Annotated in this window: 16 protein-coding genes; 5 read left to right on the top strand and 11 right to left on the bottom strand. The window is 71.0% G+C overall.

From position 1 onward, the window contains the following. The first annotated feature begins 113 nt into the window (after nucleotides 1-113). Entirely contained in the window at nucleotides 114-3,995 is a 3,882-nt protein-coding gene (locus ACFWHU_RS29525; protein ID WP_387228516.1) for an ABC transporter ATP-binding protein, read from the top strand. A 34-nt stretch (nucleotides 3,996-4,029) separates the two neighbouring features. On the opposite strand, the gene ACFWHU_RS29520 is transcribed toward ACFWHU_RS29525, so the two are convergent. Continuing rightward, a complete protein-coding gene (locus ACFWHU_RS29520; RefSeq protein ID WP_387228514.1) occupies nucleotides 4,030-5,199 on the bottom strand; it encodes a hypothetical protein in 1,170 nt (389 codons plus the stop codon). 31 nt (nucleotides 5,200-5,230) lie between these two features. Further along, complete coding sequence (locus ACFWHU_RS29515; RefSeq protein ID WP_381950847.1) at nucleotides 5,231-6,229, bottom strand: LLM class flavin-dependent oxidoreductase; 999 nt, start codon at nucleotides 6,227-6,229, stop codon at nucleotides 5,231-5,233. Between the two features lie 136 nt (nucleotides 6,230-6,365). On the opposite strand from ACFWHU_RS29515, the gene ACFWHU_RS29510 reads away from it, so the two are divergent. Continuing rightward, nucleotides 6,366-6,638 (top strand): helix-turn-helix transcriptional regulator, encoded by a 273-nt coding sequence (locus ACFWHU_RS29510; protein ID WP_031231541.1) that lies wholly within the window; start codon nucleotides 6,366-6,368, stop codon nucleotides 6,636-6,638. Next, nucleotides 6,635-7,105, top strand: a complete 471-nt coding sequence (locus tag ACFWHU_RS29505) for a hypothetical protein (protein WP_387228510.1) — start codon at nucleotides 6,635-6,637, stop codon at nucleotides 7,103-7,105. Before ACFWHU_RS29510 ends, ACFWHU_RS29505 begins: the two co-directional genes overlap by 4 nt. A 222-nt stretch (nucleotides 7,106-7,327) precedes the next feature. On the opposite strand, the gene ACFWHU_RS29500 is transcribed toward ACFWHU_RS29505, so the two are convergent. Further along, complete coding sequence (locus ACFWHU_RS29500; protein WP_385797500.1) at nucleotides 7,328-7,510, bottom strand: LxmA leader domain family RiPP; 183 nt, start codon at nucleotides 7,508-7,510, stop codon at nucleotides 7,328-7,330. A gap of 90 nt (nucleotides 7,511-7,600) precedes the next feature. Continuing rightward, a complete protein-coding gene (locus tag ACFWHU_RS29495; protein ID WP_078077250.1) occupies nucleotides 7,601-7,783 on the bottom strand; it encodes an LxmA leader domain family RiPP in 183 nt (60 codons plus the stop codon). A gap of 183 nt (nucleotides 7,784-7,966) precedes the next feature. Here ACFWHU_RS29495 and ACFWHU_RS29490 point away from each other — a divergent pair, with 183 nt between their 5' ends. Together ACFWHU_RS29490 and ACFWHU_RS29485 are read left to right on the top strand one after the other, a co-directional pair. Beyond that, nucleotides 7,967-9,364, top strand: a complete 1,398-nt coding sequence (locus tag ACFWHU_RS29490; protein ID WP_387228508.1) for a M16 family metallopeptidase — start codon at nucleotides 7,967-7,969, stop codon at nucleotides 9,362-9,364. Continuing rightward, nucleotides 9,361-10,674 carry a M16 family metallopeptidase gene (locus ACFWHU_RS29485; RefSeq protein WP_387228505.1) on the top strand — a complete coding sequence of 438 codons (1,314 nt, stop codon included), beginning with the start codon at nucleotides 9,361-9,363 and terminating at the stop codon, nucleotides 10,672-10,674. Before ACFWHU_RS29490 ends, ACFWHU_RS29485 begins: the two co-directional genes overlap by 4 nt. A 566-nt stretch (nucleotides 10,675-11,240) precedes the next feature. On the opposite strand, the gene ACFWHU_RS29480 is transcribed toward ACFWHU_RS29485, so the two are convergent. The 7 genes from ACFWHU_RS29480 to lxmK all read right to left on the bottom strand — a co-directional run bounded on the left by ACFWHU_RS29480 (nucleotide 11,241) and on the right by lxmK (nucleotide 19,372). Then, on the bottom strand, nucleotides 11,241-12,566 hold the full coding sequence (locus tag ACFWHU_RS29480; RefSeq protein WP_387228503.1) for an ABC transporter permease: 1,326 nt from the start codon (nucleotides 12,564-12,566) through the stop codon (nucleotides 11,241-11,243). After that, entirely contained in the window at nucleotides 12,563-13,579 is a 1,017-nt protein-coding gene (locus ACFWHU_RS29475; protein WP_387228501.1) for an ABC transporter ATP-binding protein, read from the bottom strand. Before ACFWHU_RS29475 ends, ACFWHU_RS29480 begins: the two co-directional genes overlap by 4 nt. A gap of 72 nt (nucleotides 13,580-13,651) precedes the next feature. Beyond that, complete coding sequence (locus tag ACFWHU_RS29470; protein ID WP_387228499.1) at nucleotides 13,652-14,485, bottom strand: class I SAM-dependent methyltransferase; 834 nt, start codon at nucleotides 14,483-14,485, stop codon at nucleotides 13,652-13,654. Nucleotides 14,486-14,505: 20 nt separating this feature from the next. Further along, complete coding sequence (locus ACFWHU_RS29465) at nucleotides 14,506-15,147, bottom strand: flavoprotein (protein ID WP_387228497.1); 642 nt, start codon at nucleotides 15,145-15,147, stop codon at nucleotides 14,506-14,508. Beyond that, nucleotides 15,144-17,096 (bottom strand): ABC transporter ATP-binding protein, encoded by a 1,953-nt coding sequence (locus tag ACFWHU_RS29460; RefSeq protein WP_387228495.1) that lies wholly within the window; start codon nucleotides 17,094-17,096, stop codon nucleotides 15,144-15,146. The genes ACFWHU_RS29465 and ACFWHU_RS29460 overlap by 4 nt, the downstream gene beginning before the upstream one ends. Nucleotides 17,097-17,159: 63 nt before the next feature. Further along, nucleotides 17,160-18,317 (bottom strand): T3SS effector HopA1 family protein, encoded by a 1,158-nt coding sequence (locus tag ACFWHU_RS29455; RefSeq protein ID WP_387228493.1) that lies wholly within the window; start codon nucleotides 18,315-18,317, stop codon nucleotides 17,160-17,162. Beyond that, a complete protein-coding gene (lxmK, locus tag ACFWHU_RS29450) occupies nucleotides 18,314-19,372 on the bottom strand; it encodes a class V lanthionine synthetase subunit LxmK (protein WP_385797521.1) in 1,059 nt (352 codons plus the stop codon). The genes ACFWHU_RS29455 and lxmK overlap by 4 nt, the downstream gene beginning before the upstream one ends. Nucleotides 19,373-21,269 lie beyond the last annotated feature (1,897 nt).

Raw genomic sequence — 21,269 nt, 5'->3', positions numbered from 1 at the left:
TTGTTGCGGTGGGATGAAATCCGCACGTGGCAGCGTTGATGCCATCCGGCAGGTGACCCACGGGGGACGCCCGCGTACCGGAACGAGCGGCAGGGCAACGGGAGGCGGCAACAGTGGCGGCGGAGCGGACAGACCCGGAGCGTGCGAAGCCCGGCGAGAGCACGACGGGCGATCCGGAGGCGGCGGGCTGGGCCCGCCGTCTCGTCGGCTACGCCTGGCGCTACCGGCGCAACGTGATCCTCGCCCTCGGCTCCTCACTCGCCGGCATGGCCGTCATGGCCCTCGTCCCGCTGATCACCAAAGTCGTCATCGACGACGTCATCGGCACCGGCACCCGCTCCATCGCCGTCTGGACCACCCTCCTGATAGCCGCGGCCCTCGTCATCTACGTCATGACATACATCCGCCGCTACTACGGCGGACGCCTCGCCCTGGACGTCCAGCACGACCTCCGTACGGAGATGTACGGCACCATCGCCGGGCTCGACGGCCGCCGCCAGGACGAACTGTCCACCGGACAGGTCATCGGCCGCGCCACCAGCGACCTCCAGCTCATCCAGGGCCTGCTCTTCATGCTGCCGATGACCATCGGCAACGTCCTGCTCTTCATCATCTCCCTCGTGATCATGGCGTGGCTCTCGCTGCCCCTGACCCTCGTCGCCCTCGCCGTCGCCCCCGCCCTCTGGTACATCGCCCGCCGCAGCCGCACCCGGCTGCACCCCGCCACCTGGTACGCCCAGTCACAGGCCGCGACCGTCGCGGGAGTCGTCGACGGATCCGTCTCCGGCGTACGCGTCGTCAAGGGCTTCGGCCAGGAGGACCAGGAGACCGGCAAACTGCGCGCCGCCGGACGCAAACTCTTCGCCGGGCGCCTGCGCACCATCAAGCTGAACTCCCGCTACACACCCGCCCTCCAGGCCGTCCCGGCCCTCGGACAGGTCGCGATGCTCGCGCTCGGCGGCTGGCTCGCCACCCGCGGCCAGATCACCCTCGGCACGTTCGTCGCCTTCTCCACCTACCTCGCGCAGCTCGTCGGCCCCGTCCGGATGCTCGCCATGGTCCTGACCGTCGGCCAGCAGGCACGCGCCGGCGTCGAGCGGGTCCTCGAACTCATCGACACCGAACCGTCCATCCAGGACGGCACGAAGGACCTCCCCGCCGACGCCGAGGCATCCGTCGAGTTCGACGACGTGACGTTCTCCTACGCGGACGGCCGCACCGTCCTCGACGGCTTCTCGCTGGAGATCCGCCCCGGCGAGACCGTCGCCGTCGTCGGCTCCTCCGGCAGCGGCAAGTCCACCGTGTCGCTGCTCCTGCCGCGCTTCTACGACGTCAGCCACGGCGCCGTCCTCGTCGGCGGCCACGACGTACGCGAACTGACCCTCGACTCCCTGCGCGCCGCCATCGGGCTCGTACCGGAAGACAGCTTCCTCTTCTCCGACACCGTCCGCGCCAACATCGCCTACGGCAAACCCGACGCCACCGACGAGGAGATCGAACGCGCCGTCCGCGCCGCCCAGGCCGACCGCTTCATCGCAGAACTGCCCGCCGGCTACGACACCACCGTCGGCGAACAGGGCCTGACCCTCTCCGGCGGCCAGCGCCAGCGCATCGCCCTGGCCCGCGCGATCCTCACCGACCCCCGCCTGCTGCTCCTGGACGACGCCACCTCCGCCGTCGACGCCCGCGTCGAACACGAGATCCACGAGGCGCTGCGCTCGGTCATGGCCGGCCGTACGACACTCCTCATCGCCCACCGCCGCTCCACCCTCGGCCTCGCCGACCGGATCGCCGTACTCGACGACGGACGCCTCGCCGACATCGGCACCCACGACGAACTCCAGGAACGCTCCGCCCTCTACCGGCGCCTGCTCACCGACCCGGACGAACTCGGCGGCGTGTCCCCCGGCCACACCCCGGCCGTCGTCGCCTCCACCGCCGCCGAGGACGACCGCACCGTCCAGCAGGAGATGGACGCCGAGTTCGACGCCGAACGCGGTATCACCCCCGCCCTGTGGGAACGCGAGGAGGCACCCGCCGAGGAGTCGGCCGCGCCCGGCGCCACACCCGAACTCCTCGCCCAGGTCGAGGCGTTGCCACCCGCCGACGACGTCCCGTCGATCGACGAGGCCCGCGCCGTCGGCTCCGAGTCGTCGTACGGGCTGCGCCGGCTGCTGCGCGGCTTCGGAGCGCCCCTGGCGGTCAGCCTCGCCCTCGTCGCCGTCGACGCCGGCATGGGCCTGCTGCTGCCCGTCCTCATCCGACACGGCATCGACGAAGGCGTGGAACAGCTCGCGCTCGGCGCCGTATGGGCCGCGTCCCTCCTCGGCCTGGTCGTCGTATTCGTCCAGTGGATCGCCCAGATCGGCGAGACACGGATGACCGGCCGCACCGGCGAACGCGTCCTGTACTCGCTGCGCCTGAAGATCTTCGCGCAGCTACAGCGGCTCGGACTCGACTATTACGAGCGCGAGCTGACCGGCCGCATCATGACCCGCATGACGACGGATGTGGACGCGCTGTCCACGTTTCTCCAGACCGGACTCGTCACGGCCTTCGTCTCCGTCGTCACCTTCTTCGGCATCCTCGTCGTCCTGCTCGTCATCGACGTGGAGCTGGCACTGGTCGTCTTCGCGACCCTGCCCGTGCTGATCGTCGGCACCGTCTTCTTCCGGCGCAAGAGTGTCAAGGCGTACGAGCTGGCGCGCGAGCGGATCAGCGTCGTCAACGCCGACCTCCAGGAGTCGGTGTCCGGGCTGCGCATCGTCCAGGCCTTCGGCCGCGAGAAGGACGGCGCGCGGCGGTTCGCCGGCCGCAGCGACCACTACCGGCAGGCGCGGGTGCGCGGCCAGTGGCTGATCTCCGTCTACTTCCCGTTCGTCCAGCTGCTGTCCTCGGTGGCCGCGGCGGCCGTGCTGATCGTCGGCGCGGGCCGGGTGGAGGCCGGGACGCTGACGACCGGCGCGCTCGTGGCGTACCTCCTGTACATCGAGCTGTTCTTCGCGCCGGTGCAGCAGCTGTCGCAGGTCTTCGACGGCTACCAGCAGGCCACCGTCTCGCTGGGCCGCATCCAGGAACTGCTGCGTGAACCCACGTCCACGGCGGAGTCGGCCACCCCGCTCGACGTGCCGTCGCTGCGGGGCGAGATCGCCTTCGAGGATGTGCACTTCGCGTACGGGAACCTGGAAGGCGGCCTGGCCGAGGGCGGCGGCGCAGGCGACCCGGACGAGGCCGTCGTCCTGGCGAAGTCCCCGGTCCAGGAGGAGACCGCCCTCATGGGCATCAACCTCCGTATCCCCGCCGGCCAGACGGTCGCCTTCGTCGGCGAGACGGGCGCGGGCAAGTCCACGCTCGTCAAGCTCGTCGCCCGCTTCTACGACCCGACGTCCGGCCGGGTCACGGCGGACGGCACGGACCTTCGCGACCTGGACATGACCGCGTACCGGCACCGGCTCGGCGTCGTACCGCAGGAGGCGTACCTCTTCGCGGGTACGGTGCGCGACGCCATCGCCTACGGGCGGCCGGGGGCCACCGACGCGGAGGTGGAGTCGGCGGCCCGCGCGGTCGGCGCGCACGAGATGATCGCCACGCTGGACGGCGGCTATCTGCACGAGGTCGCCGAGCGGGGCCGTAATCTCTCCGCCGGTCAGCGGCAGTTGATCGCCCTGGCCCGTGCCGAGCTGGTCGACCCGGACGTCCTGCTCCTGGACGAGGCGACCGCCGCGCTCGACCTCGCCTCCGAGGCCCAGGTCAACCAGGCGACGGACCGGCTGTCGGGGCGGCGGACGACGCTCGTCGTCGCGCACCGGCTGACGACCGCGGCGCGCGCGGACCGGGTGGTCGTGCTGGACCACGGCCGGGTCGTGGAGGACGGTACGCACGGGGAGTTGCTGGCACTCGGCGGCTCGTACGCGCGGCTGTGGAGCAGCTTCATCGGCGAGGCCGGGCCCGAGGCGGAGCCCGAGGAGGAGCGCGCCACCGTCGCGGGGGCGTGAGGGCGGTGCCGGGGGCGGGGCCGGGGGCGGGGGCCTACCACCGGAGGGTGGGGGCGCCGTCCGCGTCGAGGGTCTCCGCCAGCAGGTCGGCGTAGTGGCGCAGGTCCTCGTGCCAGCCGACGAACGACGCGAAGTCCCGCATGTGGACGGCGAGCCGGAGGGTGGCGGCGCGCTCGGTCCCCGGCGGGAGGGCGACCGTGGCCTTCTCCGTAAGGAGGTTCGCGCCGACGCCCGCCGTGACGCCCGCCGTGACGCCTGCGGTGACGTCCGCCGTGACGCCTGCGGTGACGTCCGCCGTGACGTCCGCCGTACGGAGGTAGCCGGCGAGCAGCGCGCGGGCCGCCGCCGGATAGTCCACGGGCGGGCCCTGGCCGGCGGCGCCGAGACCGCGCGTGGCGGCGGAACGCAGTTCGTGCAGTTCGCCGAGGACCCAGCCGAGGTCGAGCGCCGGGTCACCCCCGGTGACCTCTTCGCCGGTGAGCAGGACGCTGTGGTCACCGGCAGGGGAGGGGACCAGCCAGCCGGTGCTCGGCGCACCGTGCAGCAGGACCTCTCCTCCCCTGCCGGGTGGTTCTTGGGCGGCCTCGGCCCAGTCGGTCAGCCGCGTCCACAGACGGGGGCCGAGCCGTTCGCGGGCCAGGGCGCGCAGTCGGACGTCGTCCGTGGCGTTCTCCGTCGGGGCGTCGTCGGACGCCGAGAGCCAGGCCAGCAGCCGCCCCACGCCGTGGTGCGGCCGGGGCTCCCCGAACTCCCACGGAACGTCGTGCAGTTGCCGCAGCGTCCGGCCCGCGTCCGCCAACGCCCCTACGGAGAGCCGGTAGGCGGTGTCGTCGCCGGACGGCAGCAGCCGGGCGACCGAGACGGCGCCGGGCACGCGGTACAGCACGCCGCCGCCCTCGGACGCCGCGTCCCACTCGCCCAGCGCGAGCCGGGCGCCGCGCCCGGCGCCGGATCCCGCGTCCGCGAGGGCGGCGTCGACACGCCGCAGCGCCGCACCGGCGGCGGGCGGGGGAGGAGTCTGCGGCCGGTCGTGGGCCGGCCCGGGGACGCGCTGCCAGCTGAACCGGGCGTCGCCGTGGTACCGCACGGTGATCCGCAGATACCGGGTGCCGTACTCCCGTACGGTCACGGCCTGGGCGGCCCCCGCGGGCCGTACCGCCGCGGGGACCGCGACCCGGTCGGCCGAAGCGTCCGCAGCGCGCACGGCTTCCGGGGCTCCTGCGGCCGGCGGGGACTCAGCCACGGCCGTCCCGCCGCCGGACGGCCTCGACGATCTCCCGCGCGTCCTTGAGCGCGGCGTCCTGGCCCTCCGTGAACAGCACGCCACCGCAGTTGAGGATCACCTCGTCGACCCCGGCGTCCCGGTACTCGCCGAGCACACCCGCGATGTGGTCCGCGGACCCGTACACGTACGTCCCGCTGTCCACCAGGGCGACGGCTCCGGCCTGCGGGTCGGCCGGGTCGGCCGCGACTCCGGCCCGGCGCAGCATGTCCGTGTAGTGGTCGGCGGAGAGGTGTCCGGCGGCGGCGGTGTGCGCGAGGACGTACGGGTCACGCTTCGGCCGGTCGACCGCGACATGGACGACGGTCGCGACCCGGCACCGGGAGTCCCGGCCCTTGGCGCCCTCGTCCAGGGCGGGTATCAGGGTGTCGGCGACATAACCGGGCGGGGTCATCCACGTGATGGCGACATCGGCGACACCGCCCGCGGTGCGCGCCATGTTGGGGCGCAGCACGCCCACGCCGACCTCCACGCGCGGGTGTTCCATCGGCATCAGGCGTCCGCGCAGCGCGTGGTAGTCACCGGCGTGGTCGACGATCTCGCCGTCGAGGAGGGAGCGGACCGTACGCAGGTATTCGGCGGCCATCGTGCGGGGGCTGTCGTACGGCCGCCCGTTCAGGCTCCGTACGAAGGCGGGCGCGCCGACTCCGTAGCCCGCCACCACCGGGTGACCCGTCGTCAGGGCCAGCGAGCGGGCCTGGAGGGCCGCCTCGTACGGATGGCGCAGCGGCATCAGGGTCACGCTGGTGCCGACCGGGACGCGCACCCCGGCGCCGGCCAGATGCGCGAACACCTGGTGCGTCTCCACCTTGAGCGACTGGCCCATCCACACGCGGCGTGCGTCGCCGTCGCGCACCAACTCGGCGTAGGGGCGAACGGTCTCGGTGGTGTCCGGCATGCTCGGTACGAGGATGCTCGGCAGCGTGGACCGGTCGGAGGCGTCGGTGGTCACGAGGCAGCACACCTTCCCTGATAGCTGTGGCGATTGCTCTTGCTCTGCTTGTTGCGGTGCTTCTCACTGTGCCTGTTGCTGACTGTATCTGTTGTCATTCCTTGACGGAATGTTGTGTTTCCCTTACCTTCTCCGTATGAGCCCAGTGAGTCATCGCGAGGGATCGCCGATCTACAACCAGCTGAGAGTGCTGCGTGCGGAGCGCGGTCTCAGCAGGGTCGCGCTCGCCAACTCGGTGGAGGTGCACCCGCAGACCATCGGCGCCATCGAACGGGGTGACTACTTCCCGAGTCTCGATCTGGCGTTCCGGCTCAGCGACGTGTTCGGTCTTCCGGTCGAGGCGATCTTCAGTCGTAAGCCCTTCGTCCCGCTGTCCGCCCAGCTGTACAACAAGGAGGAACGCTCGTGACCCCGCAACAAGGTTCCGACGAAACGACTTCCGTGGCCCGGGGGCCCCTGCGGCCGATGGCGGCCGCGCTCTGCGTGCTGAGCGTGGCGATGGTGGTGCTGTCCCAGATCTCCGACGGCAACGCCTTCTCCGACTCCTGGTGGCTCGTGGCCTTCGTCGTCTGGCTGATGCTGTGGGGAATGCTGCGCTCCATGACCCGCGGCCTGGGCGAACGGCCGGTGGCGGGACTCGACGAACGCGAGCAGGGGGTGCGCAACCGCGTCGCCTTCATCGGGTACCAGTGCGCGGTCGGCGCCGGCATGCTGGTCGTGCTGGTCATGGTCGCCTTCCAGAACGAGCCCGAAGTGATCGAGCGGATTCCCGCGCTGCTCACCACGTTGATGCTGACCTCCGCGGCGCTGCCCTCGATCCTCCTGGGGCTGTCCGGCATGGACGGCGAGGACGGCGAGAGCTTCGGGGACGAGTGACACGGGCGAAGCGAGTACGACGGACGATGTGAGCGCGAGGGACGAGGCGAGTACGACGGCGGGGCGGTACCGGACGGGCCGGATGCGCAACAGGGCCGTATCCGGGCCGCGATGCCCCGTCTATCGTGAAGCGAAGCAGGGCGGGTGCCCACCGATTGCGGCGGTGGGCACCCGCCCTGTTCGTCGATCGCCGTGCTCAGGGGGTTGCGCGGGTTGCGCGGTTCAGCAGGAGTGGTCGAAGGTGTTGTCGATCGACACGGCCGAGATGGCCGAGGCCGCCGAGATGCACGCCGCGGAAGAGGTCACCGTGACGGTGATGGTCGCGCCGGGCGCCTCCACCGCGGGAACGAGCTCGTCGGCGTCGGCGTAGCTGGTGTAACCGGCGATCAGGGACTGGGTGTTCATTGCGACTCCTTGAAAAGTACGAGTGAGCGGTGACTTGGGCCGGTGGTCGCTATCCGCGAGTGCGAGTGCGATCGCCGAGAGTTACGCGGTTCAGCAGGAGTGGTCGAAGGTGTTGTCGATCGACACGGCCGAGATGGCCGACGCGGCCGAGATGCACGCCTGCGACGAGGTCACCGTGATGGTGATGGTGCCGCCGGGGGCGTCCACCGCGGGAACGAGCTCGTCGGCGTCGGCGTAGCTGGCGTAGCCGCTGATCAGGGACTGGGTGTTCATGACAACTCCCTTGGACGATTACGAGATTGAACGGTGAGCCGGATCCGTAATTGGGAGAACACTTCTCCGGCTGTGCCAGCACCATTCCGCCACCCGTGCCGCGCTGGCAATGGGGTTGACCGCTTTCGGACACTGGCCGCTTTCGGTCAACGGGCGCCGTTGAGACGCTAGTTGACCAGGTCTATGCTCGCCCGGATGACCCGAAATCAGCTGCGCCGCCTGGTATTGGACAACGGTCTGCGGGTGCTGCTCGCCCCCAATCCCACCGGCGCCTCAATCGGTGTCGCGGTGCACTACGGAGTGGGTTTCCGGACTGAGCCCAAGGGGCATACGGGGCTCGCCCATCTCTTCGAACATCTCATGATCCAGGGTGGCCACGGGGCTCCACCCGGCGGATACCTGCCCCAGGTACAGCGGGCCGGGGGTCTCGGAGACGCCAAGACCAGACAGGATCTGACGGTTTATTATGCCGCCGCTCCCGCCTCCGCGTTGGAAATGCTGCTCACTCTTGAAGCGGACAGAATGCGTTCACCGCGTATTTCTTTGCGGAATCTACGCACACAGACGGCAGTCATTGACGAAGAGATACGTCTCATGGTGCGCAATCGTCCCTACGGCGCATTTCCCTGGGTTCTGCCACGTGCCCTGCACACCCGTGCCGAAAACGCACGGGACGGATACGGGGAGACAGTCGACCTGGCGGCCATTGACATCCCACTGTGCGAGCGGTTTTTCACCGACCACTACGGTCCCGGAAATGCCCTGGTGACGCTCACCGGCGCGTTCGACCCCGCGACGGCGGAGCGCGTCGTACGCCGCCACTTCGAGCGTCTGCCGGGCCGCCCCGTCGTCACCGCGCCCGACAGTGACGAACCGGCGCCCCGCGAGGATCGGCAACTGTCGGTCGCCGACCCGCACGCCGGACTGCCCGCCGTGGCCATCGGCTACCGGATGCCCGATCCGATGACCGAACGCGCCGACTATCTCGCGCACTTGGTGCTGGCGGCGCTGCTGGGGCAGGGCAGACACGCCTTGCTGCGCCGGGGGCCGGCCGCGCCGAGGGGCGTGGCGAGCCTCTCGGTGGGCTGCGGGCTGTTCGGGCTGCCGCTGGACACGAGAGGACCTGATCTGCTGACGCTGTTCGCCGTGTACGGGGGAGCCGGCCACGGCACGCAAGGTGCTGGAGGCGCGGACGGTGCGGGTGACCCCGCTCGGGTCACCGACGCGCTGGACACCGCCCTGACGGCCCTGGCCGAGAACGAGGTCGACGCCGGGCTGCTGCGGGCCACCACCGCCCGCTGGGCGGCCGGGGCACTGCGCGAACTCGGCGATCCGAGCACCCGCGCCCAACTCCTTGGACTGCGGGAAATGCTCTTCGGCGAGGCCGAGTTGACCGAGCGGCTGCCCGAGCTGGTACGCGGCGAGGTGAGCGCCGAACAGGTGAGCCGCGCCGCCGCCCGGCTGCGCTCCTCGCACCGCGCGGTCGTACGTTTCGCACCGCGCGCGTCGGAGACGGCAACCGCGTCGGCGTCGGCAACAGCGACCGCGTCCGCGTCCGCACGGCGAGAGGCGGCGGTATGAACCGCTCGGAGACCGGAGGCGACGCGCGGCTGCCGCTGCCCGACCTCGACACCACGCTCCCCAACGGGCTGCGGGTCGTGCTCTGTTCGGCCCCCGTCGTCCCCCTCGTCGAGGTCCGGCTCACCGTCCCGTACGCCACCACCGGACCCGGCGAGGTGGCGCTGCGCCAACTGCTGGCCGGGCTGCTGCTCCAGGGCACCGCGCACCGCGACGCCGACGCCTTCGACACGGCCCTCGCCACGCACGGAGCCACGCTCACCGCCGTCGCCGACGCCCACCGGTTCACCGTCACCGGACACACCCTCGCCGACTCCCTGCCCGCCGTACTGGCCCTGCTGGCCGAGACCGTCCTCACGCCCCGCCTCACGGAGGACGTCGTCGCCCCCGAACGCGCCAGGCTGGCGCGGCGTATCGAACTCTCCTCCCACCAGCCCGCCGCCGTCGCCCAACAGGCCCTGCTGCGCCGCCGTTACGGTGACGAGGCCGCCGCCCGCCGGCGGCCGGAACCCCAACTGGCCGCCGCCTGCACGCCGGAGGACCTCGCCGAGCTGCACGCGCGGCATCTGGGAGCCGCCGGCGCACAGCTCGTCCTGGTGGGGGACCTGCGGCCCGAGGACGCCCTCGCGGCGGTCACCGATGTGTTCGGGGCATGGCGTGCGGGCGCGCCGGACGACGTACCCCAGGCGCCGCCGTCGTTCGTGGGCGGGCCGTTGCTGTGGGTGGACCGGCCCGGCGCCGTACAGAGCATGATCCGCCTCGCGACCCCGGCGCTGTCGCGCACGGACCCGGACTATCCGGCCCTGCACCTGGCGCAGTTGGTCTTCGGCGGGTCCTTCGCCTCCCGGCTGGTCGCGCACCTGCGCGAGGAGAAGGGGTACGCGTACCAGCTCGGCTCCGGCATGGAGTCCGTACCGGGCGCCTCGACGCTGATGATCGAGGCCGACACCGCAGCCGAGCACACCGTCCCCGCACTCGCCGTGATCCGGGGGGAGTTGGAGCGGATGACCGCCGAACCGCCGTCGCTGGAGGAGGTCGACGCGGCCAGGAGCTACGCGACGGGCTCCGTCGCCACCGCGATGTCCTCCCCGGCCTCCCTCGCCTCCGGTCTGGCGAATCTGCTGCACATCGGGGTCGGCGCCGACTGGCTGCACGGGTGGGGGCCGCTGCTGGACGGGGTTCCGCACGAGGCGGTCACGGAGGCGGCCCGGCGATTCTTCCGGCCCGACGGCTTCACGGGCGTGGTCGTCGCCGACGCGTCGGCGGTGGCGCCGCTGCGGCGCGGTGACGGATCGGCCGAACTCGACTTCTGAGGGCGCCACCAGGCGCCGCGGGCACCCACCGGTGAGGGGCCGGTGTCTCCGGGAGCCACCCGGAGACACCGGCCCTCAGTCAGTGGTGCGGGCCGAGCGGGGGTCAGCTCCGGCCCTTCTTGATTCCGGCGACGACGGCGACGAGGAGGGCGATGGCGATGGCGATCCAGACGGCGGTGCTCATGAGGTACTCCCGTTGTGTGAGGTGAGGGTTGGGTGTGGGGGGTTGTGGGGGGTCGGGCTGTGGGGGGTGGGGGAAACCGGGGATATGGGACAGGGGTGTCGGTCGATCGGCCGCGGGGGTGATTCGTGGGGTGGGGTTCGTCGCGGGGGATTCGTCGCGATGGGTTCGTTGCGGTGTGGCGCGGTTCCGTTCGGGTCGGAGTGGAGCGGGTTCGGTGCGTCTAGGGCCTGTCGTTCGGATCTTGCCGGGCTCGCGGTCCCTGGCACGCACGCCCGCCGCGTTGTCGTCGGTCGCCAACGCTCCGCGTTGTCTCCCTCCTCCGCCTTGCGACCGCACGCACCAGACCCCACTCCCTGATCCGGCCTGATCCAAACGACAGGCCCTAGCGCAGTCGCAGTGACTCGGCCAGCGAGACCCTGGAGCCGCTGCGCAGCACACTGTTGGCGTACATACGCCCGGCGATACGGGTCAGCCCCACCAGCGCCGCCACCGCCAGCACCAGTGACACGGCCACCTGCCACACCGGGGCGATGCCCAGCAGCATGCGAGCAGGCATCAGGATCGGGCTGAGCGGCGGTACGAGCGAGAGCCACTCGATCACCGGGTCGTGGACGTTCTTGCTCAGCAGCGCTATGCCCAGTACGAACGGCGTGGTGATGAGCACCATCACCGGCTGCACCACCGCCTGGAGGTCCTCCTGCCGCGAGACACGCGCAGCGGCGGCGGCCAGCATGGCGGCGAAGAGGAAGAAGCCGAGCAGGAACCAGACGCCCATCGTCACCAGCGTCCCGCCCACGGCGGTCGGCAGCGAGATCGCTCCGGTGCCCTCGGCGAGCACGACCGCGGCCCCGCCCAGCAGGAAGAGCTGGGTCACGCCGACGACGGCCACCCCGATCAGCTTCCCCGCGAGGAGCTGCCAGGGCCGGATGCTGGAGAGCAGCAGCTCCACCACGCGGCTGGTCTTCTCCTCCACCACGCCCTGGGCCAGCATGATCCCGTAGATGATGAAGAAGAAGTACAGGAGCCCGGTGGAGGAGAGGATCAGCGCGAACTGCTCGGCCGCGCTGTTCCCCGACGGCTCCAGCGTCTTGACGACGGTGCTCGACGACGCCACGCGCTCCGCGAACTCCGCCGGGTCCACGCCCGCGCGCTCCAGCTCCCGCGTGGTGCGCTCCTCGGCCACCGCGGCGTTCACGAGGGCGAGCAGGTCCGCGTTCGTCTCGCGTTCGACGGACATCAGGAGGTTGTCGTCGTCACCGCTGATGACGGCGGCGACGTCCCCGTCGCGCAGCAGCCGCTCGGAGTCGTCGCCGTCGACGGCGACGAACTCGAAGTCGAAATCGGTCGCCCGGTCGGCGACCGCGGTGAGCACCGGGCGCAGCTCGGCGGTGTCCCGGTCGACACCGACCTTGGTCGGGCCCTCCTTGGAGAAGAGGATGATCAGGGTGTAGACGCCGAGCGCGAGCACCAGCCCCAGCGTGCTCAGTACGAAGGATTTCGTCCGCAGCCTGGTGTTGATCTCGCGCTTGGCGACCAGACCGACCGCGCGGCGCGCGGACAGGGCGCCCGGATCGGGGGAGGGGCCGTCGTCGGGGGACGGCGCGCCGTCCCGTACCGCCGTGTCGGTGTCCGCGTCCGTGCCGGCTCCTGTCGTGTTCCGGGTCCCGTCCGCGTCGGCGTCCGCGTCCGCCCGTGCCGCTGTGCTCATCGTGCGCCGCCCTTCGTCTCGGTGTCCGCCGCGCCGGTGGCGCCCGCCGCCGCTGAGGCTCCCGCCGTGGCTGTCGCTCCCGCCGTAGCCCCGGCCGTGGCCGCCTCGGCGTCGTCTCTGGTCACCAGATCGCGGTAGAGCTCGGTCAGCGGCGGTTGTTCGGATACGAAGGTGGACACCGGCCCGGTGGCCAGCGCCGCGTGCAGCACCTGCTGGTCGTCGGCGCCCTTCGCCAGCCGGAGCCGGGTGCGGGTGCCCTCGCGGCTGACGACCTCGACGCCGGCCAGCCCCGCCGTCCAGCCCTCGCCCGCGCCGGGCGCGTCGACCAGCAGCCGGCGCTCGGCGCTCGCGCTCAGCTCCTGGACCGTGCCGCAGGCGATGAGCCGCCCGCCGCCGACGATGCCGACGCGGTGACAGACCCGCTCCACGAGGGCGAGTTGGTGGCTGGAGAAGATGACCGGCACGCCTTCGGCGGCCCGCTCCGCGAGCACGTCGCGCATCACGTCCACCGCCACCGGGTCGAGGCCGGAGAACGGCTCGTCCAGCACCAGCGCCTTCGGCTCGTGCACCAGAGCGGCGGCGAGCTGGACGCGCTGCTGGTTGCCGAGGCTGAGGTTCTGCACCTCCTCGGAGGCGTACGTCGAGACCTCCAGCCGCTCGATCCACCGGCCGGCCGCCTTACGCGCGGCGGCGCTCGACATGCCGTGCAACTCGCCCAGATACCTGAGGTGTTCGCCGACCTTCATCCGCGGATACAGGCCACGCTCCTCCGGCATGTAGCCGAACTGCCTGCGGGCCGCGAAGTCGACGGGACGGCCGCGCCAGCGGACCTCCCCGGCGTCCGGTGTGAGGACTCCGAGGATGATCCGCATCGTGGTGGTCTTGCCCGCCCCGTTGCTTCCCACGAAACCGAAGAGCTCACCGGCGCGGATGTCGAAGGTCATGTCGTCGACGGCCCGGCGCTTGCCGTAGCTCTTCCGTACGCGGTCGACCTCCAGCGCTGCCGCAGTCATGTGCCGCACCTTCCGACGGTGATGTGTTAACTCGCTGAAGTATTGCGTTAACACATCACTCCGTCAAGGATGTCATGCGTTCTGACGCTCCACCACGACAATGTGCTTCTCCGTCAGCTCCGACAGCGGACTCCGGTCCCAGCCCGACCAGCGGCCGGTCACCCGCAGCCCCGCGAGCCGGGCCATCACGTCGAACTCCGCGGGCCACGCGTACCGGCTGACCTCGGGCACCTTCCGCAGCCCGCCCGGACCCAGGATCGTGTGGACCACCAGCGCCGACTGGAGCTGCCGGTTCACCTGGATCGTGTCCAACAGCAGCGCGTCCGCGGCCAGATGACCGATCTGCGTCGTCGCCTCCGAGAGCCGGTGGTAGTTCTGCGGGTTGTACGTCTCGAAGACCGCCGCCCCGCCGTCGGCGAGCGCGTCGTGGATGCCGCGCAGACAGCTGATCTGCAACTCCTGCGTGGGCAGCATGAAGAACGTGTTGAGCGCGGTGAGGACCAGGTCGTACCGCTCCTCCACCACCAGCGCGCTGAAGTCGGCGACCGAACTCGTGATACCGCCCGTGGGGTCGTTCTCGTGGAGCTTCGCCAGCATCGCGGGGGAGGCGTCCACACCGTGCACGCGGTACCCGTGCTTGGCCAGCGGGATCGCCAACCGGCCCGTACCGACACCCAGTTCGAGCAACGAGGCCGGCGCAGGGCGCAGCTCGTCCAGGAAGGTGATCATGGAGTCGATGGCCGGGCCGCTGGTCGGGTAGAGCGAGTCGTAGACATCGGCCAGCGCCTCGCCGTACGCGCTGCTGCCGCCGGAGGGAGCGCCGCTGCCCGGAGCACCGCCGGGAGCACTGCCGTTGTTCGAGCCCTTGGTACGGCTCTCGGTCTGCTGGGGAGCTTCGGTGGTCATGCTCTGTCTCCTTCTGCTCTCTACTTCCGCTGTTCCGCTGATGCGTCTTCCTGCTCGGCCCGCGGCTCCTCGGACGCCAACTCCGCCCTCAACCGGTCCGCCGCGGCCAGCACTTCGGGAAACGACGCCGGTGCCCACGCCTCGCGCCGGCCGCTGGTCGTACTGCGACCGGGATGGGGCGGGACGACGACCACGTTGCTGCGCCCGGCGAGCTTGGCGGAGTGCTCCGCGTACGCCGCGCTCTGCGCGCCACCCGGCGGCAGCGCGGGCGCCAGCGCGATCGCGGCCCGCGTGCACTGGAGCGCGAGGATCGACGGCGAGTCACCGAGCCCCAGCGCCAGCCGCGCCAGGTAGTTGAGCGTCGCCGGCAGAACCACCACGGCGTCCGGCCACTGCGCGAGCTCCACATGACGGGCACGCGGCTCCGGCTCCTCGGGCCAGCGGTCCTCCAGCACGTCGCAGCCACCGATGGCCACCAGCGCCTCCCGGGTGACGAACCGGCCGGCCGCCCCCGTCAGGACGTACCGCACCTCCACCCCGGGCTGCCCCATCTTCAGCCAGCTCGCCCAGAACGGCAGATGGGCCGCGGTCACCGACCCCGTACCGACGACCAACAACCGCCGGATGCCCACCGGTTCGGGCACACCCGCCCCGGCGGTCACCGGGCCGCCGCGCCCGCCTCCGAACCCGCCACGGGCGCGGGTTCGGAAGCGGGGGCGGGTTCCGGCGCGAGCGCCGGGTCCATGGGGGTCGCCGTGGCCGCCGGGTCGACCGGAGCCGACGCCGAGGCGTCGTTCGTGAAGCTCTTCGCGGCCACGGTGCCGGTGTCGGCGTCTGCCACGGCGTCGGCCGCCGCGCGCCGCGTCTCGCCTCCGCGCAACGTCTGGCCGTGCACCAACTCCTGATAGAGCGCCGAACGCGTCAGCAACTCCTCGTGCGTACCCCGGTCGACGATGTGCCCCTCGTCCACGACCACGATCAGATCCGCGTCCTGGACGGTCGAGATACGGTGCGCGACCGCGATCACCGAGCGATCGGCCGCCAGTTCACGCATCAGCGCCCGCAACCGCTCCTCGTTCTCGCTGTCGAGCTGGGAGGTCGGCTCGTCGAACAGGACGACGCGGGTGTCACGCAGCAGTACGCGGGCAGCCGCCAGCCGCTGCCGCTGACCGCCCGACAGGTCCTCCGCGCGGCCCAGTTCGGTGTCCAGACCGTCGGGCAGGGCCTCCACGGCCGCGCGCAGCCCGAGCGTGTCCAGCGCCTGCCACAGCTCCGCGTCCGGCACGCCGCCGTCCCGCCCGAGCTCAAGGTTCTGCCGCACCGTGCCCTCGACGAGGGTGAAACTCTGGTCCACGTAGTTGATCTCGCCGCGCAGCTGGTTCAGCGGCCACCGCTCGACCGGCAGCCCGCACACCGAGATCCGGCCCGACTCCGGCAGCAGGAAACGTTCGGTGAGTCCGAGCAGCGTCGTCTTGCCGGCCCCGGAGGGTCCGACGACCGCCGTCAGCCCGCGCGCGGGCGCCGCGAAGGACGCCTCGTGGATGATGGTGCGCCCACCGTCCACGTACGTCACCTGGTCGAACTCCACCGCCGGCGCCGTGGGGGAGGGCTCGACGGCGGTGGCCGGCCCGGGATCCTCCGACGGGATCATCAGCACACTGTTGAGACGGCCCCGCGCGGCCAGACCGGCCTGCATCCGCGCGAAACCCGAGACCAACAGGGTCAGCGGCGACACCAGTTGGAGCAGATACACGATGAAGGCGGCGAACTCGCCGATGTTCAGATCCCCGGAAGCCAGCCGGGCGCCGCTGACGATCATCACCGCGACGATCGACAACTGCTGGCCGAACTGCATCGTCGGCCCGACCAGCGAACTCACACGCGCCACGGACACCGCGGCCTTGCGCGCGTCGTCGACACTGTCGCCCAGCGAGGACGCCACCTGACGCTCCGCCAGAAACGCCTTGACCGTCGGCAGCGACAGCACGGCCGCCGTCATCTGCTGGGACATGGCGCCGATGGCGTTCTGCTGCCTCTCGACCCCGCTGCGGATCGCCCGGACGCAGGCGAAGATGCCGAGACCCGCGACGGTGAACGTCGCCAGCACCACCAGAAGCAGAACCCAGTCCAGCAGCCCCATGGCGATCAGCGTGCCGACCGCCAGGAAGAGGGACGAGGGGATCTGCGCCACACCGACGTCCACCACGGAGCGCAGCTGCGAACTGTCGGAGCTGGCACGGGCGACCAGATTGCCGGCCCCCTCACGCCGTACCCGCCGCAGCGGCAGGGTCAGGATGTGCGCGGCGATCCGGAACCGCGCCTCGGAGACCAGCGCCTCACCGGCGCGGGCGAGCAGGAAGGAGCCGATCGCCGACGCGAGACCCGCGCCGAGCGCGAGACCGGCCATCGCCAGCATCGGGCGGATCGGCCGCTCGTCCTGGCCCAGCGCCATCACCAGATCACGGACCTGGAGGGGGAGCATGAGCGTGGCGACGGCGGAGAGCATGCTCATCACCACCGCACCGGCGACCGCGAGCTTCCGGCCCTCAAGGAGCTGGGCGAAGACGCGCAGTTCGTCGGTGCCGGCCGGACGTGGTTCTGTCTTGGCCATGGTGGTGGATCTCCTCCAGCTTCGCGGTTACATCCGGTCACTTTCGGTCGCACGGCCGATGGTTCAGGGCGCGGCGGCGGTCCCGGTACCGGTGGTGACGCCGGTGGTCATGTCCGTGGTGACGTCGACGCCGGCCGTCCAGGGCCAGGGCGCCGAGTCGAGATTGCGGGCGGGGTCGGCCGGGTCGACGTTCGCCGCGGCGCAGGCCGCCGACAGCTCGGCGACCGTCGGCCGCTCGTTGCCCCGCTCGGCGGCGGCGACGAACGCGCGGGCCATCACATGTGCACGGTGCTCGCCGAAACTGAGTCCGCGCATGCCGGTGCGGTCGTCCTTCGGCTCCCAGGCGGCCGTCACGCCGGGGGCCACGACATGCGCGAACGCGGGGGAGGGGCCGTCGGGCAGCCCCGTGGCCACGGCGCTCTCGGTCAACGCCTCGACCACGCCCCAGGATTCGGAACTCAGATAGACCACCATGCCGTCGTTGCGCGGCAGGCTGGCCGGATTCGAGATGATCTTCGCCCGGTAGATCGCCGACCGGCTCTCCAGCGTGCTCAGCACGGCGTTCCACAGGGCGGGCCCCTGCTCGGCGTCGGCCACCCGCAGATACATGCGCAGCAGATCGCCGCCACCGGTACGGCCCTTGCCGCTGTCCACCAGGAAGAAACCCGGCGAGAGCAGTGGGCGGGCCGAAGGGAGCTTCATCCGGACCACGGGGCGCCCCGGATCACCGACCGTACGCCCGGTCTCCTGGAGCGACACCGAGTCCGGCACGCCCAGGCGCAGACCGTCGATCTCCACCACGCGCCGGCCGGCGGCCGTCCGCCGCTCGGTCAGGATCGCCGGCGCGACGGTCGCCGCGTGCGGGGTCGCCTCGGCGATCCGGGTCTCGTACTCCGGCGCGCGCAGCGTCTTGGGCGCCTTGCGGTCGCGTATGCCGCGTCCGGTGTGCAGCACCTCGTACAGGGCGCGGGCGAGCGTGAAGCGCATCGCGGGCGGGGACTCGGCGGTCACCTCGTCGTCGCGCACCCAGGCGGTCTTGCCGTCGGGGGCGATACGGACCTCGGCCAGGGCGGCGCGCAGCCCGGAGGAGAGGAGCGGCTGGTCGTCCACGGGGCGGGCGGCGGTCGCGGCGGCGGTGCCCGTACCTGTTCCCGTTCCCGTTTCGGTGACCGTGCTCGGGCTCGTGCTCGTGCTCGTGGCCGTGTCTGTGCCCGTGCTCATGCGGCCTCCCCGAGTCCGACCGTGGAGACGAAGCTCCGCGGATCAAGTAGCGCTGTCCGGCCGATCCCCGCCGCCGCCCGGACGATGGCCGACAGACGGCCGTTCTCCTTGGTCGAGGCGATCAGCCGGTCGATCAGATGCCAACCGGCGTAGGACGTGGCCCGCACGACGAGTCCGCCGTCGTCGGGGCCGCCGCCCTCGCGGTAGCCACGGTGGAACGCGGCGATCAGCGGCAGTACGCGGGTCAGCTCCTCGCTGCCGCGCGCCACCACCTCCTCGTGGGTGAGGGTCGCCGAGAAGGCGTCGTCCGCCTCCTGCGACGGAATCCGCAGCACCGCCCGGTGCAGCCACTCACCGACGTACGCGCCGACGTCACGCGCCGGATCGCCGAGCCGGAACTCCTCCCAGTCGTTGACGTACAACGCCGAGTCGGTGGCCAGGAACTGATCCAGCCTCAGATCACCGTGGATGGGCACGTGAGCCACGTCGGCCTCGGCCGCCCGGAGCCGTTCGAGTCCGTCGAGCAGGGCGGTGTCGCGCTGCAAGAGTCCCCAGCCCTGGATGAACGCGCCGGTGGCGTTGACGTAGTGCTCGAGCGGCAGTGACCGCAGGTCCTCGACGGGCGGGTACGGGTGCGGGTCCGGTTCCGGGAAGTCCTCGGGCAGGAAGGGCAGTCGGTGCAGCGCGGCCACCGTGCGGCCGGCCTCGGCCGACGTCGCCTCGGTGAACTCCTCCTCCGCGGCGAGCTCGCTGCCCGACCGGATGTCGTCGAGCATCCCGAAGACCAGCAGGCGCCGCTCCTCGTCACCGCCCAGGAATTCGGGGCGAGGGAAGGGCGATTGGCCGCGATCCATCAGGCGCTCGAATGACATCAGCCGCTGATAACGCTTCAGGGATTCCTTCGGATTCCCTTTGAGGCGCTTCACGAATACCGCGTTGCCGGTGTCGGTCACGCCGGACCAGTTGTCGTTCCGGCCCGGATAGGAGAAGACCTCCGAGGCGTCGAGTGAACCCAAGTGGAGCTGGACGAGGAGCTGTTCGACCGATGCGTCCACGGGACTGTCGACAGCCGACGCGGAAGAGCGGCCCTGCGGGTATTGAATCTTTTCGCCTGCCACATCCGTTTTCTATCGCGGGTGGCCGCCGGCGGACAACGAATTGACCGCCATCGGCCACCCCCGGTCGGGGCGTGGCGCGGTGGGTAACGTGCGGGACGTCGAGCCGTCCCGGACGGGCGGCGAGCGGGCCGTGCGAGGGGCCCGGCACCGTACGGCCACGGGGCCGTCGAGGGGGCGTTCCAGGGGTCGTACGAACGCCGTCGGCGTGAGGTCGGCGCACCCTCGGCACGTCGGCCGAACGCCGTGACCTGTCTTTCGTCGGACCGTCCACGCGGGCCAAGCAGGGAAAACCGTTCCCGCGTGGAAGGTCGTCCGAGGTTCGGGCGGGGGAACGGCGGCCGGTGACGGTTCCTCCGCTAACCGTCACGCGATGCCGCCGTTCGTGGTGCCGACTTGCCCGAACCGGGAATTACGTAATCTCGTCGCCCGCGTGTGTGGTGGTGCTTCGTGGTGCTGTCACGCGTGGTGCTGATTCTGCTTGTCGTGCTTTTTCGCGGGCGTTCACTCCGGATGGGACGGGGTCAGACGATTCTTCGCCGCACGGCCCACACAACCGCTTCGATCGGCGTTTCGACGTCGACGCGTTCGCATATGGTCCGCAGTTTACGGCGCAGTGTGCGGTCGCTCATTCCCATCCGGCGTGCGACCTGCGCCATTGTGCAGCCCTGCGAGACTAGTTGAAGGATTCTCAAGTGATCGTTTTCCAGTCCGAGGTGGGGGGCTCTGAGGACACTTCGTGGATTCACCTGTATCAACCTCACGGTCGTCCGGCGGTGAGGCGCCGGATTCCGAGGTGCTCGACGGCCTGGAACAACAAGCTCATTCACGGTGCTGCCGCCGGAAGAGCTGCTTATCCGGTCCGGTCGAGCGCGGTCCGGGAAGTACGGATTCTCGGTCTATGTGTCAGTCAATTACTGCCCCCGTTTCACTCATCGGACCGGAGTGGTAATCCGATCCGTCCGCCCGTCACGGGGGAGTCGCCTCCCCCGTGTTCGAGTTGGGCGAGGCGTCGGCCACCCGCGGCCATGACACCTCTCCACCTCGCCTCCACTTCGTATGTTCAAACGGTCCGGTGGGGTAGGTGAACAGGGTGGGATGTGATCGCCCTGTGCTGTCGACTCGTCACCGGCCGGTCCGAGGGGTGCCCGCACGGTCTCTCAGCTTCACTTTTGCGCCTTGGAGCGGGGCGTTCGGGGGTGGTGCGACACGCCCGGAATATGTGATGCAGATCACAGCATCCTTTGGCGGTCTTCGTGAGTCTGTTCGGTGGGGTGATGTCCGGAACGTCGCGAGTGGGTACCTCGGTGGGGTGTGCGCCGGACCTCTCGGCGACGCGGTCCCGCAGCCCGGAGACGTCGCCGTGAAGGTCGCGGGGGCGGGCCGCCGCGAGGGTCGAGCCCGCCGCCCGGACACCCGGTTCCACGAGGGAAGAAGTGATGCCGAGGCAACCAATTGAGGCCCTCGCGGGCGGGGTTGATAAATGGCCGAATGGCTCGATGGAACACGTTCGGGACGTGAGTCCGATGATGGCATTCCGGACATGGCAAGGCGCCGCGCCGGTTACGCCGAGGAAAGGCGATGTCCTCCTTGTGTCGGCCGTGTTAAGCGTCGGTGGAGGCGGGTGAGTCCACTTCGGGGACAGTCGGGAATTCGGCCACGAAGACCCGGCGGACCCTTCCACTTTCGGACCCGAACCGCCCTCCACTCTCCCTTCACGTCTCCTTCGTGCCCCCTCCGCGTTTCCCCCTCCCCGGCCTCCCCGGCCTCCCCGGCTCGCCTCCCCACCCCGCCTGCCGGCCCGACTGCCGAACGCGCCTCCCGGGCCCGCCTCTTC

It is taken from the genome of Streptomyces sp. NPDC060366 (assembly GCF_042725135.1).
Classification (GTDB): Bacteria; Actinomycetota; Actinomycetes; order Streptomycetales; family Streptomycetaceae; genus Streptomyces.
The sequence above is the reverse complement of the archived record's forward strand: the minus strand, read 5'-3'. Positions and strand labels throughout refer to the sequence as shown.

Excerpts from the sequence above, each read along its gene's own strand:
- ACFWHU_RS29455 (WP_387228493.1), bottom strand. The coding sequence starts at position 18,317 with ATGAGCACGGGCACAGACACGGCCACGAGCACGAGCACGAGCCCGAGC.
- ACFWHU_RS29485 (WP_387228505.1), top strand. The coding sequence starts at position 9,361 with ATGAACCGCTCGGAGACCGGAGGCGACGCGCGGCTGCCGCTGCCCGAC.
- ACFWHU_RS29460 (WP_387228495.1), bottom strand. The coding sequence starts at position 17,096 with ATGGCCAAGACAGAACCACGTCCGGCCGGCACCGACGAACTGCGCGTC.
- ACFWHU_RS29480 (WP_387228503.1), bottom strand. The coding sequence starts at position 12,566 with ATGAGCACAGCGGCACGGGCGGACGCGGACGCCGACGCGGACGGGACC.
- ACFWHU_RS29470 (WP_387228499.1), bottom strand. The coding sequence starts at position 14,485 with ATGACCACCGAAGCTCCCCAGCAGACCGAGAGCCGTACCAAGGGCTCG.
- ACFWHU_RS29490 (WP_387228508.1), top strand. The coding sequence starts at position 7,967 with ATGCTCGCCCGGATGACCCGAAATCAGCTGCGCCGCCTGGTATTGGAC.
- ACFWHU_RS29500 (WP_385797500.1), bottom strand. The coding sequence starts at position 7,510 with ATGAACACCCAGTCCCTGATCGCCGGTTACACCAGCTACGCCGACGCC.
- ACFWHU_RS29495 (WP_078077250.1), bottom strand. The coding sequence starts at position 7,783 with ATGAACACCCAGTCCCTGATCAGCGGCTACGCCAGCTACGCCGACGCC.
- ACFWHU_RS29475 (WP_387228501.1), bottom strand. The coding sequence starts at position 13,579 with ATGACTGCGGCAGCGCTGGAGGTCGACCGCGTACGGAAGAGCTACGGC.
- ACFWHU_RS29510 (WP_031231541.1), top strand. The coding sequence starts at position 6,366 with ATGAGCCCAGTGAGTCATCGCGAGGGATCGCCGATCTACAACCAGCTG.